General features: G+C 59.8%; 14 protein-coding genes and 1 pseudogene. 7 read left to right on the top strand and 8 right to left on the bottom strand.

The window, feature by feature from the left end:
- Nucleotides 1-267: pseudogene (locus B3187_RS02530) on the top strand (hypothetical protein); the annotation flags it as partial.
- Between the two features lie 7 nt (nt 268-274).
- Here B3187_RS02530 and B3187_RS02525 read toward each other — a convergent pair.
- Together B3187_RS02525 and B3187_RS02520 are read right to left on the bottom strand one after the other, a co-directional pair.
- Complete coding sequence (locus B3187_RS02525) at nt 275-1,495, bottom strand: transporter substrate-binding domain-containing protein (protein ID WP_123639161.1); 1,221 nt, start codon at nt 1,493-1,495, stop codon at nt 275-277.
- Between the two features lie 55 nt (nt 1,496-1,550).
- Nucleotides 1,551-1,961 carry a hypothetical protein gene (locus tag B3187_RS02520; protein ID WP_123639162.1) on the bottom strand — a complete coding sequence of 137 codons (411 nt, stop codon included), beginning with the start codon at nt 1,959-1,961 and terminating at the stop codon, nt 1,551-1,553.
- Nucleotides 1,962-2,214: 253 nt separating this feature from the next.
- Between B3187_RS02520 and nhaD the strand changes: the two genes are divergently transcribed.
- Nucleotides 2,215-3,666 (top strand): sodium:proton antiporter NhaD, encoded by a 1,452-nt coding sequence (nhaD, locus tag B3187_RS02515; protein ID WP_286804465.1) that lies wholly within the window; start codon nt 2,215-2,217, stop codon nt 3,664-3,666.
- 68 nt (nt 3,667-3,734) lie between these two features.
- Here the strand turns inward: nhaD and B3187_RS02510 are convergent, their stop codons facing one another.
- On the bottom strand, nt 3,735-4,649 hold the full coding sequence (locus B3187_RS02510) for an ROK family protein (RefSeq protein WP_123639164.1): 915 nt from the start codon (nt 4,647-4,649) through the stop codon (nt 3,735-3,737).
- 128 nt (nt 4,650-4,777) lie between these two features.
- Between B3187_RS02510 and B3187_RS02505 the strand changes: the two genes are divergently transcribed.
- On the top strand, nt 4,778-5,155 hold the full coding sequence (locus B3187_RS02505) for a PilZ domain-containing protein (RefSeq protein WP_123639165.1): 378 nt from the start codon (nt 4,778-4,780) through the stop codon (nt 5,153-5,155).
- Nucleotides 5,156-5,182: 27 nt separating this feature from the next.
- Nucleotides 5,183-5,563, top strand: coding sequence for a PilZ domain-containing protein (locus tag B3187_RS02500; protein ID WP_123639166.1), 381 nt, complete (start codon nt 5,183-5,185; stop codon nt 5,561-5,563).
- Here B3187_RS02500 and B3187_RS02495 read toward each other — a convergent pair.
- The 4 genes from B3187_RS02495 to radA all read right to left on the bottom strand — a co-directional run bounded on the left by B3187_RS02495 (nt 5,508) and on the right by radA (nt 11,457).
- Nucleotides 5,508-6,521 carry a DoxX family membrane protein gene (locus tag B3187_RS02495; protein ID WP_286804464.1) on the bottom strand — a complete coding sequence of 338 codons (1,014 nt, stop codon included), beginning with the start codon at nt 6,519-6,521 and terminating at the stop codon, nt 5,508-5,510. The genes B3187_RS02500 and B3187_RS02495 overlap by 56 nt on opposite strands.
- A 199-nt stretch (nt 6,522-6,720) precedes the next feature.
- On the bottom strand, nt 6,721-8,748 hold the full coding sequence (locus tag B3187_RS02490) for a BCCT family transporter (RefSeq protein WP_123639168.1): 2,028 nt from the start codon (nt 8,746-8,748) through the stop codon (nt 6,721-6,723).
- Between the two features lie 43 nt (nt 8,749-8,791).
- Nucleotides 8,792-9,883: a porin gene (locus B3187_RS02485; RefSeq protein ID WP_246004444.1), complete on the bottom strand. Its 1,092-nt coding sequence runs from the start codon at nt 9,881-9,883 to the stop codon at nt 8,792-8,794.
- 197 nt (nt 9,884-10,080) lie between these two features.
- Nucleotides 10,081-11,457 carry a DNA repair protein RadA gene (gene radA / locus B3187_RS02480; protein ID WP_024462166.1) on the bottom strand — a complete coding sequence of 459 codons (1,377 nt, stop codon included), beginning with the start codon at nt 11,455-11,457 and terminating at the stop codon, nt 10,081-10,083.
- Nucleotides 11,458-11,700: 243 nt separating this feature from the next.
- Here radA and B3187_RS02475 point away from each other — a divergent pair, with 243 nt between their 5' ends.
- Both B3187_RS02475 and B3187_RS02470 read left to right on the top strand, forming a co-directional pair.
- Nucleotides 11,701-13,077, top strand: coding sequence for an MATE family efflux transporter (locus tag B3187_RS02475; protein WP_123639170.1), 1,377 nt, complete (start codon nt 11,701-11,703; stop codon nt 13,075-13,077).
- Between the two features lie 170 nt (nt 13,078-13,247).
- Nucleotides 13,248-14,858 (top strand): glycoside hydrolase family 28 protein, encoded by a 1,611-nt coding sequence (locus B3187_RS02470; protein ID WP_024462165.1) that lies wholly within the window; start codon nt 13,248-13,250, stop codon nt 14,856-14,858.
- A 96-nt stretch (nt 14,859-14,954) separates the two neighbouring features.
- On the opposite strand, the gene B3187_RS02465 is transcribed toward B3187_RS02470, so the two are convergent.
- A complete protein-coding gene (locus tag B3187_RS02465) occupies nt 14,955-15,743 on the bottom strand; it encodes a TatD family hydrolase (RefSeq protein ID WP_123639171.1) in 789 nt (262 codons plus the stop codon).
- 149 nt (nt 15,744-15,892) lie between these two features.
- Between B3187_RS02465 and B3187_RS02460 the strand changes: the two genes are divergently transcribed.
- Nucleotides 15,893-17,064 (top strand): CHASE domain-containing protein (locus B3187_RS02460; protein ID WP_286804463.1); only part of this gene is annotated, 1,172 nt, incomplete at its 3' end.

Here is a 17,064-nt window from a genome sequence, read left to right as displayed (position 1 = left end):
AAAATCGGCCGCAAGCCGATCCTGCTGGTGGTGGCAACCCTGTGTGTCGGGCAGTTTGTCTGGACCTGTTTTTCCGAGCAGGATGACCTGGGACTGGTGGGTATTGCACTGGCAGTGGGCGCCCTCGGGTTCTGCCTGTGGGTATTTGAGCGCCTGCGCAGCTGGGGATCAGTACTGGTCGCCGAAGCGCAGCGCAAAAATGAGGTGCGCCGGGCCGCCGAGGCGGGCGACGCCGAACCTGCGGCAGAAAAGGCCGAGTGCCCGTAGGCCTCGGTCAGTGGGGGCGTGACAACGCCTTGTCGACATCCACTCCCACGATCAACATACCCAGCAACTCGCCGGTATCGGGATCCTTCACCGGCTGACTGACATGTACCTGAAAGCGCCGGGTGGACTCATCGTATTCCACCGGTTCAAAATTCAGTTGTCCGGCGCTCAGCGCGATCGCCCGTTGAAACTTGGCTTCATCACCCTGCCAGTAATCCGAGGTCATATCACTGACGGCCACATTGAGGCCCTTCAAGTCGGTGAGAATCACCTCGGTGATGCGGCCGTCGGCGTCGACGGCCAGGGCGCGCAGTCGATCCGACAGCACCTGATCCAGCCAGGATTGAACCTCGCCATAAGCCCCCTCGCGGAAGGCCTCCTGCCAGGCCTGATCCATTTGTACCAACGCCTCTTGTGCCAGGTCCGTATGGTGCCGATTCTGAGCTTTCAGAGCTGCGACCAACCCTGGGGTGCGCTGCCACTCGCTCAACAGGGGCGATAGCCAGCTGTGCAGCTCAGCCTGCTCCAGGGCCGACATGACAAAACCGCTTTCCGTGCACTCGATGATATGCCGGTTGAAGGCCTTCAGAAATTCCGGACGGGCGGTCAGAAACTCATCGCCAAAGTACACGCCCAGCGGCATGTAACGTAAAAACCGCTCCTGATACTGGTTTATGTCGACCCCCAGCGCCTCGACCGCCGCTCTCATGTGGTCCCGGTCGGCGATAAACGCATCAATACGGCCGCTCAGGAGCAATTTGATCAACTGGGGTAGACTGTTGATCCGCATATGCACCGGGTAGCCTTGCTGATCCAGCCACACCGCTTGGTGACTGCCCAGAATGGCACCCACCCGGATTCCGCCGTTGCGCCATTGGTCCGGTGCCTCGGTGCCGGCCGCCCAGTACCAATACCAGTTTTCCAGCAACAGAGGTGCCGACAAGGTGGCGTATTTGTCAACTTCAGGAGTGTGAATCGCGGTAAAAAACCCATCAATCTTGCCCGTGGACACCTCCTGTCGGGCACGTCGCCAGGGCATACGCTGAATCTCGGGGGTATACCCCAGGTGGTCAAAAATACATTGAATGTGCTCGACGGAGCCGCCACCGCGATTGTAGAACTGCTCAAAGTCCGACACATTGGTGCCGAGCTGAACATTGGCGGCAAAGACCGGCAGGGACGCTATCCAGACAACGAATGCGCCCAACCGTGGAAAAACAATAGACATACTGGGGACTCCGAACAGAGCCCTCAGTATAGCAGGCAGTCAAAGTTGCAATGGATCAGGCGAAACGCTGGCGACGCTCCTGAGGAACCAGATGACACAAATCCAGGCTGACCTTGGCTTCAGGCGCCAGCCGCTTGAGGACAAAGGCCGCCCACTGGACACGCCCGGAAAAGGTCAGTGGTAGCGAAGCGTTCAACAGAACCGTGCGATGCCCCCCGACCGGACACCGGTCAATCGCCACCCGCTGCTCCCCGGCACCATCCCGGTAGACCAGTTCCAATTGCAGCGGTTGCATGGCGCCCGCCGGGGTTTTCAGCCAGACCGCCATATCAAACCAGCCCGTCCAGCTCCCCTGAACCAGTGCGGATCGATGAGCACTGAACTGATGTGGAGCAATTTCCGTGACCAACCAGTCACGGGTTTCTTCGACAGGAGCGTCCGATAGGGTACGTGCTAACAGGGCCATGGGGGGATTGCCTCATTGAATACATCGTTGGACGTCAGCGTACACCCCATGATCAGGCAATGCTGTGACTGAGCAGACACTTTGATCGCCACCCACAGCACAAAAATGGTAATTCGGACTACTTCTGAAGAAGTAGCAAACCCCAGAGCGGCGGGCTTTGGAGGGGATTTTAGAAAGACGTTATGGTAATATCCCGCCCGCGTTAAACCGCCCTCGGTCACTCATTTCCGACTCTCACAACACGGAATTCACAATGCCCCAAACATTCGCGCTTACTTCGGTATTAGCGGGCGTTTTGCTCGCGCTATTCAGCCCTCAGACATTTGCCGCCGTCGGCAGTATGGATCTCACCGACAGCGGTGTCGGCTATGTAGCCCTGACCGTCTTCGTCATTGCCTACCTGCTGGTGATGGGCGAAGAAAAACTGCATCTGCGTAAATCCAAGCCGGTGCTGGTGGCAGCCGGTATCATCTGGATGATGATTGGCTGGGTGTATGTGCAGGGCGGCATGTCCTCCGAGTCCGAGTCTGCTTTCCGTCATACCCTGCTGGAATTTGCTGAGTTGATGCTGTTCCTGCTGGTGGCCATGACCTACATCAACGCTCTGGAAGAGCGGCGCCTGTTCGATGTTCTCAGGGCTTGGATGGTGCGCAAAGGCTTCAACTACAAAACGCTGTTCTGGATGACCGGGATACTGTCTTTCCTGATCTCGCCCATTGCCGACAACCTGACCACGGCTCTGCTGATGTGTGCCGTGGTCACCAAAATGGCCCCGGACGACAACCGTTTCATCAATCTGTGCTGTATCAATATTGTCATCGCCGCCAACGCCGGCGGTGCCTTCAGCCCCTTCGGCGACATCACCACCCTGATGGTCTGGCAGGCCGGCATCGTCCAGTTCCAGGAGTTCTTCTCGCTGTTTATTCCCGCACTGGTGAATTACGGTATCCCGGCGCTGATCATGAGTTTCTTTGTCGAGAACCGCAAACCCCACGCGGTGGTGGAAGAGGTGGAGCTGAAGCGCGGCGCCCTGCGCATCATGACGCTGTTCCTGTTTACCGTCGCCACCGCCGTGGCCTGCCACACCTTCCTGCACCTGCCCCCGGTCGCCGGCATGATGATGGGCCTGGGCTATCTGCAGTTCTTCGGTTACTTCCTGCGCCGCACCCTGCCCGGCTCCCTCGCCCGCAAACGGGCGCTCGCCGAACGCGCGGGTGACGAGGCCGCCCTGCGTCGACTGGGGAGTGTGGTGCCTTTCGATGTGTTCAACCGGGTGGCCCGCGCGGAATGGGATACCCTGCTGTTTTTCTTGGGCGTGGTGATGTGTGTGGGCGGCCTGGGCTTTATGGGCTACCTGGCGATGATGTCCGACATTCTCTACAACGGCTGGGGCCCGACTTTCGCCAACGTGACGCTGGGTGTCGCCTCGGCACTGATTGATAACATTCCGGTGATGTTCGCGGTGCTGACCATGGAGCCGGAAATGTCCCACGGCCAGTGGTTGCTGATCACCCTGACGGCGGGCACCGGCGGGAGCATGTTGTCGATCGGTTCCGCCGCCGGCGTGGCACTGATGGGGCAGGCCCGCGGTGCCTACACCTTCTTCGGCCACCTGAAGTGGACCCCGGTGATCGCCCTGGGTTACATCGCCAGTATTTTTGTCCACCTGTGGCTGAATGTTGAGAGCTTCAACCTGTTTGGGTAGAGAGCTTCAGCTTATTTGAATAAACCGCTTCAGCTTATCTGGATAAAGCGCGTCCGCCTGGTTACCCATCATGACACGACGGGGTTCAACCAGGCGGCCCCTCTCACACCACTGGAATCCCCGTGCACGGCCTGCACCACCGGCGTGTCGCACTCCCCTCCAAACACATAGCGCGGTAGCAACTCGGGCATTCGCTCGTAGATCACCGAAAGATTGGACACACCTCCTCCAAGCACGATCACGTCCGGGTCCAACACGTTGATCACCGCCGCCAGCCCGCGCGCCAATCCATCCAGATAGTGATTCACCACCGTCACCGCCGCACGCTCACCCGACCCGGCCCGTTCCGCAATGAGCTGCCCAGTGAGCGCCTCTCCGGTCATCCGCTCATAGGACAGACACAGCCCCGTCCCCGAGAGAAAAGTCTCCTGACAGCCAAAGCGGCCACAGTAACAGCGGCGGGACTGCAACTCGGTGTCCGATGTCCAGGGCAGCGGGTTGTGCCCCCACTCCCCGGCAACACCATTGGGCCCTACCACGGCCTGTCCACGCCAGGCCAGACCGGCGCCGCATCCAGTGCCCAGAATCGCCGCGAAGGTCCACTCGTATCCGGCAGCGGCACCATCGGTGGCCTCGGACACCGCCAGGCAGTTGGCATCATTGACCACTTTGACATCGCGCTCGAGCCGTCGGGACAGGTCCGCATGCAGCGGTTGCCCATTCAACCAGGTCGAGTTGGCATTTTTCACTTTCCCGGTCTTTCGGGAAACCGACCCGGGAATCCCCACCCCGACCGGCAACCCCTGCAGGTCGACCTGCGCCTCCGCTTGCGCCACCAGATCGGCTATGGCGGACAGCGTCGCCTGATAATCCCCCTTGACCGTGGGAATACGGGTGCGGAACAGCGTGTCACTGTCACCATTGAGAAGAATCACCTCGGTTTTGGTACCACCGAGATCAATACCGATTCGAAACTGCGTCATAACAGGGGCTCGTCGTTCATTATCGGGAGTCCGATTATAGGTAACCGGTATCATCCGGCGCAAACACCCCTTGTGGCCAATCAAAAAACGACTACACTTAGGGGATAACCCCGTCAGTGAGGCCCGGTATGCCGCAACATCAGGAGCGACGCCCGTTCAGCCGCATTCATTTCAATGCTCCCGCACAACTGACCATTGGCTCCGACACCTTTGAAGCCGAGGTGTTGGACCTGTCGTTGAAAGGCGCTTTGTTTGAATGGCCCGCCAGCCACTCGGTCCAAATCGACACCCCCATTTCCGTGGATATCCACCTGAGCGACCAGATCGATATTTTCATGCAGGGCCGTGTGGCCCATCAGGAATCGGGCCGGCTGGGCCTGGAGTGCCAATCCATTGATCTGGAGAGCATACAGCACTTGCGTCGTCTGATTGAGCTCAACATCGGAAATTCGGACGCCATGGAACGGGAGTTGTGCGAGCTCATCGCCCCCAGTCAACAACCCTGAACCCGTCGGTACTTCGAGGATGCCACCATGCCCGCTATGGCGCCCCCAGAACGTCGCGAGCACACTCGTCACCCGGTTCGAGCCATAGCCCGGGTGGCACAAGCCAACCGTTGCTGCTCGGTCGAAGTGGTGGATATGTCATTCAACGGGGCACGCCTCAACCTTCAGGAGACGTTACCTCTGGACGAGGGGGAAGAAATCACACTGACCATCGAGCTGGAAGACTTTGATTCACCAGACGTATCCGACGTACTGGCGTACCAGTCCCGCAAACTGGTCCGTTTGCGCGGAACTCTGGTGCACTGCCAGGAAACCGATAGCGGACTGGCGGCGGGGGTGGAGTACCGCCCGCTCAGCGAGGTCGACCAGGTGCTTCTGACGCTCTTGCTGGCGCGCCCGGATGGCTGACGGAAGCCCCTGTTTTTTCACTGACCGGATGGTAAAACAGTAACAATATTCCACAGGCAAAGATCGGCAGGTGTCCGACCAGTTCGATCATCGCCATGCGGTACTCTCCGATCCAGAAAAAGTAACTGTTGGTGGCCACCATAAAAGCGAACAGAACGCCAATCGTCAGCCGGGTCACCCAGCCGCTCAGAAAAACCACCCCAATAAGCAACTCCACCACTCCGGCCGAGTAGACAAACAAACGGTCACTGTACGCCAGCCCCAACTCACTCATAAAATTGAGCGAGTAATGATCCAGAAGCGCGATGGCTCGCGCGGGATTATGCAGTTTTTCGGTAAAAGCCAGACTGATCAGTGAGGCACCGAGCAGACAGCGGACCAGAAAAATGCCCAGCGGCGTGGGCGTTTTATCAGCGAACAGTACCACCCACGCCAAGCCCAACAGCACCGGATATTCCATGACAAAGAGCGGATCGTGCAGACCGGCGATGACAAACAACATCACAATCAGAGAAGCACACAGCGCCCGACCCCGTTCGAGCAACAAGGCGCTATAAACCACCAGCTGCGCCGCCACCCCCAAGGTCAACAAGGGTTCGGCAACATGAAGGTGAGGCACCAGAAACGTTCCGGTCAGGGCGGCGCCGAGAAAATAGCCGGCGATCAGATAGTACACAAGCCGCAGCGGGCCTGTGGAGCGGCTGCAAAGGCAGCGCGGCGTCAGGGAATAGGCCCGGCTCAACAGGTCCACCGCTTTTGCCAGTAAGGTACCCACCGCAACCAGAACGCAGAGCACTACCACGGTGGTGCTGTCCGGCAACGCCGGCGCCGGCTCTGCCACGGGCTCCGAGAACCATTTGACATGTGCATGAGAAAGCGCTGGAAACACACCCAGACAACCACCGCCGACGGCGATGGCTGCCAGGTGGTGCCAGCGGATTATTGTTATTGTCGCCATGTATTTCACCCTGTCGATCACGACCGAAAATGTCCGGCGCATATTAGCGGCTAAACGCCGCAACGCCAGTCAGTCGTGACAATCCATGCCAGGAATTATCGACAATGTGGGGTGGTTAACAGGGAAGGAAAATTTTCACGCCGCCCCGATTCGGAAACGGCGTGAAAATCCTTGGGCCTTTAAAGGCCCGGGGCGAACACTAGCGAACGCTTTGCAGGAAGTGCATGTGTTTTTCGTACTGATCAATCACATCGGCAATGATCTGTTCGCGAGTCCAGCCCATGACATCGTAATCCTGTCCGCCTTCACGCAAATAGACCTCCGCCCGGTAGTAGCGAAGTTGCTCGCCGCGCTTGGTGCGAACATCGCTCATCACAAAGGTCGGCGGTGTATAGGGCCGGGCATGCACCGAATAGAAAAAGTCCATCTCCTCACCGTGAGAGACTTCGATCCAGCAGCGGTCATTGTCGTCCTGGACGACCCGGGCACTCAGGGACTGTTTTTCAAACTCTTTGCAGACCTCACCCAGGGCCGGGTGCACCGTATCATTGATGAAGGTCAGCACATCCTGGCGCTTCGGATGACGGATCACCCGGGCGAGGCGACGCTGCCAAGAGTCAGACTGTGAAGACACCCTGGGTGCCAACATGGCTTCTTTGAGGCTGGTACGTTTGAAAATTTCCAGCCGCAGTGCGCGCAACAGCCCCCAACACATCAAGAGCATGATGATGGTGAAGGGCAACGCGCTGGCAATGGTGGCCGTCTGGAGTGCACTCAGTCCCCCGGCGAGCAGAAGGGCTGCGGCAATGACACCCTCGGTGACCGACCAGAATATGCGCTGCCAAACGGGTGAATCATCGTCGGTGCCACCGGAGGTCAGCATGTCGACCACCAGCGAACCGGAGTCCGATGAGGTGACAAAGAAAGTGACAACCAGAACGGTGGCAATCATCGAGGCAATAGTGGTCAGCGGCAGGTACTCAAAGAACTGGAACAGCGCGACCGACGAGTCGGCGGCGACGGCGTCCGACAGTTGGGTGATACCCTGCTCCATGATCATGTGAATACCGGTGTTGCCGAAAAAGGTCATCCACATGAAGGTAAAGCCGACCGGTACAAACAGCACGCCGGTCACAAATTCCCGAATGGTGCGTCCCCGCGAAACCCGGGCAATGAACATGCCGACAAAGGGCGACCAGGCGATCCACCAACCCCAGTAAAAGAGCGTCCAACCGCCCAGCCAGCCTTTGGGTTCATAGGCGTTGAGGTTGAAGGTAGTGTCCACCAGGCGGGAAATATAGTAACCGGTGTTCTGCACAAAGGTTTGTAACAGATACAGCGTGGGGCCGGCGAAGAGTACAAAGAGCACCAGTATGACCGCAAGAATCAGGTTGAGCTCGGAGATCCGGCGGATGCCGCCATCCAGTCCCAACACCACTGAAATGGTGGCGAGCCCGGTGACCCCGGCGATCAACAGAATCTGTACACCGACGCTACTGGGCACGTCGAACAGATAGTTGAGGCCGGAGTTGATCTGCATTACCCCCAGGCCCAGGGAGGTGGCAACACCAAACAGCGTGCCGAGCACTGCGAAGATGTCCACTGCGTGACCAATTGGCCCATAAATTCGCTCACCGATCAGCGGATACAACGCCGAGCGGATAGTCAACGGGAGATTCTGCCGGAAGGCAAAGTAGGCAAGCGACAATGCCACCACGGCATAAATTGCCCAGGCGTGCATACCCCAGTGAAAAAAGGTGATCCGCATTGCTTCCCGTGCAGCCTCCGCCGTGGCTTCATCCCCCACCGGCGGACTCATCAGGTGCATGACCGGCTCCGCCACACCAAAGAACATCAGGCCGATGCCCATACCGGCCGAGAACAGCATGGCAAACCAGGACATGTAAGTGTAATCCGGTTCGCTGTGATCGGGCCCCAGTTTGATTTTCCCGTAGCTCGACATCGCCAAGACCACGACAAAGATCAGAAACAGAGCCACAGCAAGCACGTAAAACCAGCCGGCTGTGTTGACCACCCAGTTCTGCACACTGGTAAACAGTTTGCCCGCCATTTCCGGCGCGATGATCGTGCCCAAAACAAACAGCAGACATAAGACGGCCGAGCCCACGAATACGGGCGGATTGATTTTTATCCAGCTCGGCAGAGCATCCTGGGCACCCTCGGGAATTGCGGATGCCCGCTCAGGTTTGGTGTTATCGTCAGCCATGGTAACCCCTAGCTTGAGAATGTGAATTTACAGATGGACGAACTTACAGGTAGAAATCCAACGAGACATACAGCGCATCGAAGTCGCCCTCGCCGACCTGGCCATTGCGGTCAACGAAACCGTCTTGCGTCAGGTATTCGACATACACCCAACCGGGGCCGTAGTCATAGCGTAATCCGGGCGCAATGGCGTTAACCCGGCCAGCGGAGCTGCCCGCGGTGTCTGGGTTGGCATTGCTCAGGTCGATGTAATAGGACCAGGGGCCGACATCGTAGCCAAGCTCCACCGCCACGCGCTGGTTTTCAATGGTACCCGGCAGGCCGGCATCGTCCCGATAGAGCGACGGCAAATCCCGGGACATGGTGATATAGGAGGCTTTGGCGTAGAAGGCATCGAAGCGCCCCTGATAATGCAAAACCGCGGCGTCATGGCTACCATCCACACCGTTGTTGCCAAGCCCGGTCAGATCCTGCAGCTTGCCGCTCTGCAGTGAAAGACCAATAGAGTGATTTTCCACCCACTCGTACTCGACATTACCGACCCAGGTCTGCACCTTACGGAACGTCGTTGAGCTACCCCAGTGGCCGTTATCATCCACGGTATCGGTACTGGCGCCGCCCCAGTCATCGGCCAGGTACAGCGCCGCATCGTAGCGCCAGGCATCGCGTTCGCCGGAGAGCTTGACCCCGACGTCCATCTGATCGCCAAAACCGGCCAGCAGCACGTCGCCGGGCCAGAAGTTGACGGTCTTCCAACCGAAAGGCACCTGACTCTTACCGACCTTGACCACATGATCATCATCCAACTGCCAGCCAACCCAGGCCTTGTGCAGCGTGAATTGATCGCCGGTGGAGTTGTTGGCCGGATCGGTGAAGCTGCCCGGGCCCAGGCGCATTTCCGCCGAATAGAGCCAGCGCCCTTCGTCCGGCTCGGCGTTGCCGTCAGCGTACAGGATCAGGGCTTCACCTTCGAAGGCGCCCCAGGTGTCCTGGCTGGTATCGTCGTCCGGCAGATAGGCGTAGGTGCCCCAGACGCCGGCCGAGAAGGTGTTTTCCGCGAGTGCGGTAGCGGGCAGAATCAGACTGGCCGCCGTGAGCGCAGTGGCCCCCAAGAATTGCGATGATCGCTTTGCCACGTATCCTCCTTATGCAAGTGAAAATCGACACCGGGTGTCGATGCGAGGGAGAACCGGTATGCCTTTGAATCTTAGGTGTTCGGTGTCAGGTCACACCGGCTTTAGAAACTATAGTGTATAAATCAGTGCCGCGTGGTTCGGTGCCGCGCAATTGTAGGGTGGCATAAGGCCGCAGGCCGTCATCCACCGCTCAGGCGCTATTCGATCGCATCCAGTGCTTCGGCCAAAGAGCGCACAGCGATCACTTCCAGGCCCTCTTTTTTTTCGCGAGGCGCATTCCCCTTGGGCACAATCGCTTTTCTGAACCCGTGCTTGGCCGCCTCGCGCAGCCGCTCCTGGCCACTGGGCACCGGGCGGATCTCCCCGGACAAGCCCACTTCACCGAAAACCATCAGGTCCTCCGGCAGGGCGCGATCGCGGAAACTGGACACAATCGCCAACAACAGCGCCAGGTCCGCGCTGGTTTCCATCACCCGCACGCCGCCGACCACGTTCACAAACACATCCTGATCCGCCATCATGATGCCGCCGTGACGGTGCAACACAGCCAGCAGCATGGCCAGCCGGTTCTGATCCAGCCCCACCGCGACCCGGCGAGGGTTGCCGGTATGGCTGTCATCGACCAGCGCCTGAATTTCCACCAGCAGCGGACGGGTGCCCTCCCACATCACCATCACCACCGAGCCGGAGGCGATCTCATCGGCGCGCTGGAGAAAGATGGCCGAGGGGTTGTTCACCGCTTTCATGCCCTGTTCGGTCATGGCGAACACCCCCAGCTCGTTCACCGCCCCGAAGCGGTTTTTGTTGCCCCGCAGGGTGCGAAAGCGCGAGTCATTGTCGCCCTCCAGCAGAATGGAGCAGTCAATCATATGCTCCAGCACCTTGGGCCCGGCCAGGGAGCCGTCCTTGGTCACGTGCCCGACCAGAATCACCACGGTACCGGTCTGCTTGGCAAACCGGGTCAGGTAAGCCGCACTTTCCCGCACCTGGGAGACGGACCCGGGCGCGGACTGGATATCGCTCATATGCACCACCTGGATGGAGTCCACCACCATCACTTTGGGCGCAATCTTCTGGGCCGTGGCGCAAATGCTCTCGACGTTGGTCTCGCTCAGCATCTGCAGCTTGTCCGTGGGCACCCCCAGGCGCTGGGCGCGCATGGCCACCTGCTGCAGGGACTCCTCGCCGGTTACATACAGCGCCGGCATCTGCCCGGCCAGATGGCACAGGGTCTGCAGCAGCAGGGTACTCTTCCCTGCGCCCGGATGACCACCAATCAGCACCACCGAGCCGGCCACAAAACCACCGCCCAGCACCCGGTCGAACTCCCCGGCCCCGGAGCTCAGGCGCGGCAGGTCTTCCAGGCTGATCTCGGCCAGGGTCTGCACTTCTCCCGCGGGCGCCCCCGCATAGCCCTCAAAGCGGGCGCTGCGGTTGCTCGGGGTGGGCCCGAGGCGCACTTCCGACAGGCTGTTCCAGGTGCCGCATTCGCTGCACTGGCCCTGCCATTTGGTGAAGTCGGCGCCGCACTCGTTGCACACGTAGGCGGTTTTGGTTTTGGATTTGCTGGCCAAGATTGAGCTCCGATTTGATGGATCATCGCGGATTGGGGAACGGCGGAGCGCAGCGGTATAGACCCGCGTAGGGCGGATAAGCGCGAAGCGCGCATCCGCCGCAATCCAACGTGATACCGACCGGCCACCGAATGCCGGCCTATTGTGGCGCCTGCCCATCCAAGGTCAAGGGCTTTTGCCAAACCGGCGTGCAACTCGGGTATAGTGATGCGCCCGTTGTCATGAATCAGGAATGCTGTCCCGATGGACGAACACCACCAGCCACTGCCCACGCGACCCAGTGGTGGCCGCGTTGCCCAGATATTGACCGAGTGGAAGACCCTGGCACTGCTCGGCGGCCCCATTCTGGTCGCCCAACTGGCACAGATGGCCAACGGCGTGATCGATACCATCATGGCCGGCCACTACAGCGCCGAGGATCTCGCGGCGGTGGGCATCGGCAGCAGCCTCTGGATGCCCCTGCTGCTGTTCTTCTACGGTGTGTTGAGCGCCCAACAGCCCACCATCTCCGGGCATCGGGGCGCAGGGCAACAGGACCAGATCATGCCGGTCACCTGGCAGGGCCTGTACATCGCACTGGTGTCAATGGTGCTGATGGCCGGGCTGTTGCTCAGTGCCGGCCCCCTGATGCCGCTACTGGGGCTGGACGAGGTCACTTCGGCGGTCACCCAGGGCTATCTGCAGGCCTTTGTCTGGGGGGTGCCCGGGCTCCTGCTGATTACCTCACTGCGCGGCCTTACCGATGGCCTGGGACACACCCGCGTGATCATGGTGATCTCGCTGATTTCGACCCTGATCAACCTGCCGCTCAACTACATCCTGATTTACGGCAAACTGGGCGCGCCGGAGCTCGGTGGCGTGGGTTGCGGCTGGGCCACGGCCATCTCCAACACCGCGGCGGCTCTGGTGATGCTTGGCTATCTGAATTTCAGCCGCTATTACCGTGCCTATCATCTGCTGGCCGACTGGGTGGCCCCCAGTTGGCGCCGCATTCGCTCACTGCTCAAACTGGGGCTGCCCATCGGGGCCAGCATGTTTGTGGAGGTGAGCATGTTCGGTGTGATCGCCCTGTTTCTGGCACCGCTGGGGGCCATTGTGGTGGCGGGTCACCAGATCGTGCTCAACATCACCTCGGTGCTCTTTATGGTGCCCCTGAGCCTGGGTATGGCGCTGACCCTGCGGGTGAGCTTTCTGGTCGGCGCCGGCACCCCGGGCACCGCCCGGCTGCTGGCGCGCAGTACGCTACTTCTGGGGCTGACCATCGCCCTGATTCATATGCCCATCGTGCTACTGGGCCGGCATCTACTGGTATCCCTGTACACCAGCGATTCAGAGGTGATTGCGGTGGCCACACAGCTGCTGGTGTTTGCCGCCATTTTCCAGCTCGCGGATATTCTTCAGGTGACCGCCATCAGCGCGTTGCGCGGCTACAAGGACACCCGCCTGCCCCTGCTGATCATGCTGCTGTCCTTCTGGGGAATCTGTCTGCCCCTGGGCTATGTGCTGACCTTTACCGATTGGTTGGTGCCGGCTCAGGGAGCCGACGGTTTCTGGCTGGCGCTGATTGTCGGGCTGTCCTGCGCGGCGGCCATGCTGATCACTCGCCTGTGGCGTTTTTGACACAACTTAACCTCCGCCGATCCGGCCGGCCGGTCAACAGCCCCCATCAAAAGTGCTAATATCCCTTCTCCCGGAGGAAGTGAGAGCCTCCGGGTTCGCCCGCACAGGGTGTACGCTACGCCAATAACCAAAAACAGCCAACCATAGGGTTGTTTAACCGGGAGTAACCTATGCATTCATCAACAACAGAACATCAGCGGAGGCCACTGCGGCGTCTGCATACCTGGCTGGTAGCCGGTGTACTGGCCGCCATCAGCCTGCCTCTGGCAGCCCAGATGGGCCCTGTCCCACAAGAAATTGCGCCGCTGAGCCCGCCTTTTGAAATGCCTCAGCTCGAGCGGCCCAGCTTTCCCGACCGGACGTTCAACATTCGCGACTTTGGCGCGCGCGAAATGTCCAATGATCGTCGGAACCAGATTACCGATGCCGTGCACCAGGCCATTGAAGCGGCCCACAGTGCTGGCGGCGGCCGGGTGCTGATCCCCAAAGGCAAGTGGCTCAGTGGCTCACTGCACCTCAAATCCAACATCAACCTGCACCTGGAAGAAGGGGCCGAGGTGCTGTTCAGCACCGATAAAGACGACTACCTGCCGGTGGTGCACCAACGGCACGAGGGCGTCGAAGCCTACAACTATGCACCGATGATTTATGCGGCCAACGTCAGAAACGTGGCCATCACTGGCAAAGGCCTTCTGAACGCTCAGGGCGACCACTGGTGGGAGTGGTTCGAAGAGTACGGCCCACCGCCTCGTGGTATCGCCACCCAGGTGCCCCTGTCACGCCGCGACTGGGGTAAGGGCGCCGAGAAAGAAGGCATGCGCCCGAGCTTTATGGTGTTCTGGGAGTCCGAGGATATTCTGGTAGAGGGCGTGAAGCTGCTCGACTCACCGATGTGGAATGTGCACCTGATTTACAGCGAGAACATCATTGTTCGCGACGTGCGCATTGATAGCCTGCGCGCCCCCAATGGCGACGGCGTGGTCGTGGACTCCTCGAAAAATGTCCTGATCGAGTACAACCACTTCCAGACCGGTGACGATGCGGTGGTGCTGAAATCCGGCTTCAATGAAGAGGCCCTGAAAATCAACATCCCCACGGAAAACGTCGTCGTTCGTCATTTCGAAGCGAAAAATGTGCGCACCGGCAGTGGTGGTGTGGTATTCGGTAGCGAAACCTCGGGTGGTATTCGCAATGTCTACGTGCACGACGCTTACTTTGACGGTGCGGATCGCGGCATCCGGTTCAAGACCGAGCGCGGCCGGGGCAATGTGATCGAGAACATTTTTGTGCGCGACGTGGTGATGAAGAACATCACCTATGAAGCGATCAATTTCAACAGCTTCTATACCGGCCCGGAGGCCATGGGCGTGGCTCCGACCGCCCGCAACATCCATATCAGTGACGTATCGATTGACGGTGTGCCCACCGCCATTTCACTGATTGGCCTGCCCGAAAAATGGGTGGAGGATGTGACCCTGACCAATGTCACGGTGAAGAATGCTGAAATGGGTGCGCGTATCGTGCGCATGAAAAACCTGAAGATGGAAAACGTCTCCATTGAGTCGGACTCCCTGGCCATGACCATTGATGATGCCTACGAGGTGCATCTCAATAACGTCAGCCTGAGTGATAATGTCAGCGGCGGCCCGCTGCGGGTTGAGGGCCGGTACTCCGGTGCGATTTTTATTGACGGCGGCAACATCAACGAAGATGAGGTCCAACTCGGCAGCGGTGTATCCGAAGAGGTGATCAATCCGGATACGCCGCCTCAGGTCTGGTAAGGTATTGTTGAGCGGCACCGCTGGGTGCCGTAGGTGAGCCTTTTGTTGCGGCGGGTGCGGCCTTTGGCCTTACCCGCCCTACGCGACCGGACGGACTCAGTTCCGGGGCAACTGGAAAAATTTCTCCGCGTTGTAAGCCGTTGTTTCCGCCAGGGCTTCAAACGATTCGTTGCGGCACTGTGCAATCTTCTCGATCACATAAGTCAGAAACGCCGGCTCGTTGCGATTGCCTTTGGGTTTTTTGGGCAGATTGTGAGGCGTCAGGTAGGGAGCATCGGTTTCCACCAACAGGCGATCGGCCGGAATCCGGCTCACCAGTTCGCGCAACTCGCCACCGCGCTTTTCATCACACACCCAACCGGTCACGCCGACATGGCAATCCAGTGACAGATAATCCTCCAACTCGTCCCCCGTACCGGTAAAGCAGTGCACTACGGCTCCCGGCAGTTGATCCCGGTAGCGACGAAGAATGGGCATAAACGCCGCGTGAGCATCCCGCTGATGCAGAAATACGGGTTTGCCGACGTCCGCCGCCAATGCCAATTGCGCTTCAAAGCAGGCCAACTGATCGGGGCGAGGGGAGAAATCACGGTTGAAGTCCAACCCACACTCCCCTATCGCCACCACCTGGGGCTGCTGTACCAGAGTCCGGAGCTGCTGCGCGGCCGCCTCATCCCAGGTTTTCGCCTCATGTGGGTGCACCCCGGCCGTCGCGAACAATCGCCGGCTATCCGACGCCGCCAGCGCCGCCGCGTCCCGGCTGCCCGCCACCGAGGTGCCGGTAATGATCAGCGCATTGATGCCCTGCGCCCAGGCGCTCTCCAGCACCTGCTCGCGGTCCTTGTTGAAACGGCCCGAGGTCAGATTCACTCCAATATCGATCATGATGACGCTCCCACTTGCAGAATCGGCGGCCATCATAGCAAAGCGTCGCTCAGCCTCTCGACTCGAATACTTGGCCAAACCGGCGCCGTTGCCGCTATACTCGCCAGTATGACCGACGCATCCCCCACCAGGGTTACCCACGGCTACCCATGAATTTTCGCTCCCTTGAACAGCGCCACCCCAAAACCCTCAGTTGGATTGTGGCACTGGTGACCCTGATTGCCAGCGGCGCGCTGACCATCGCCTGGATGAGCAAGGAGCGAGACTCCCTGATTCGCGAGCAGCGACTGCTCGCCAGCACCCTGGCGGCCAACCACGCCCGAATCATTGAGGCCAACCTGCGCCATTCGCTCTCGGCGGCCTACACCCTGGCCACCTACGTGCGCAACGTCCGCAATGTGGGGGAGCGGTTTCAGACCGTGACCGAGGACATGCTGCAACACTACCCGGATGTTCAGAGCCTGTCCCTGTCGCCGGGGGGCATCATTCGCTATGTGAGCCCGCTCGAGGACAACCGGGCGGCACTCGGCTTCAATCAGCTTGCCGATCCCGAGCAGGGACGGGAGAGTCGGCTGACCCTCGAAGACAACGAGTTGAGAGTGGCCGGCCCCTTGCGCCTGGTCCAGGGCATGGACGGCATAGTCGCTCGCTATCCCGTGACGGTTAATGGCGCGTTCTGGGGCTTTGCCAACGTGACCCTGAGGTTGGACCGCCTGCTTGAGGTCGCCCGGCTCGACGAGCTGGAGCGCCAGGGGTACCACTATGAGTTGAAACGCCTGGAGCCGCCCCCCGGTGAGCCCGCCAACATCTCGGGCAATGCGCCTCAACCGCTGAATCAGCCGGTGGAACAGCGCATCGAGGTGCCCAACAACCCCTGGGTACTCTCCATTGCCCCGGCCCGCGGTTGGCTTCAGGGTTCCTGGTACTTCATGGCCTGGGGGACTGTTCTGCTCCTCCCTCTGCTACTGGGCTACCTCGCCAAGGTTCTGCTCGAACTGCGCTGGCACAAGCGCCACCTGGAGCGCGAAGTGGCCAACCGCACCGACGAGCTGTTGACCAGTCTGGACCGCTACCGTTCGTTGATCGCCGCCTCCAATACCGGTGCCTGGGAATACTTCCACGCCGACGATTACCTGGAGTGCAGTCCGGAATATTTTTCCATGCTGGGCCGCTACCTGAGCGACTACCCAACGGACGGCCGCCCTAACCTGACCCAGGCCTGGGCCGAATTGATCCACCCCGAGGACCGCGCCAACGCCGTCGCCGTATTCAAGGACTACATCGACCAGGGCGCCGAGGGCACCTACGAAAACCGCTTCCG

It is taken from the genome of Marinimicrobium sp. UBA4209 (assembly GCF_002381585.1).
Lineage (GTDB): Bacteria > Pseudomonadota > Gammaproteobacteria > Pseudomonadales > Cellvibrionaceae > Marinimicrobium > Marinimicrobium koreense.
The sequence above is the reverse complement of the archived record's forward strand: the minus strand, read 5'-3'. Positions and strand labels throughout refer to the sequence as shown.

Coding starts and splice junctions, on each gene's coding strand:
- B3187_RS02525 (WP_123639161.1), bottom strand. CDS start 1,495: ATGTCTATTGTTTTTCCACGGTTGGGCGCATTCGTTGTCTGGATAGCG.
- B3187_RS02520 (WP_123639162.1), bottom strand. CDS start 1,961: ATGGCCCTGTTAGCACGTACCCTATCGGACGCTCCTGTCGAAGAAACC.
- nhaD (WP_286804465.1), top strand. CDS start 2,215: ATGCCCCAAACATTCGCGCTTACTTCGGTATTAGCGGGCGTTTTGCTC.
- B3187_RS02510 (WP_123639164.1), bottom strand. CDS start 4,649: ATGACGCAGTTTCGAATCGGTATTGATCTCGGTGGTACCAAAACCGAG.
- B3187_RS02505 (WP_123639165.1), top strand. CDS start 4,778: ATGCCGCAACATCAGGAGCGACGCCCGTTCAGCCGCATTCATTTCAAT.
- B3187_RS02500 (WP_123639166.1), top strand. CDS start 5,183: ATGCCCGCTATGGCGCCCCCAGAACGTCGCGAGCACACTCGTCACCCG.
- B3187_RS02495 (WP_286804464.1), bottom strand. CDS start 6,521: ATGGCGACAATAACAATAATCCGCTGGCACCACCTGGCAGCCATCGCC.
- B3187_RS02490 (WP_123639168.1), bottom strand. CDS start 8,748: ATGGCTGACGATAACACCAAACCTGAGCGGGCATCCGCAATTCCCGAG.
- B3187_RS02475 (WP_123639170.1), top strand. CDS start 11,701: ATGGACGAACACCACCAGCCACTGCCCACGCGACCCAGTGGTGGCCGC.
- B3187_RS02470 (WP_024462165.1), top strand. CDS start 13,248: ATGCATTCATCAACAACAGAACATCAGCGGAGGCCACTGCGGCGTCTG.
- B3187_RS02465 (WP_123639171.1), bottom strand. CDS start 15,743: ATGATCGATATTGGAGTGAATCTGACCTCGGGCCGTTTCAACAAGGAC.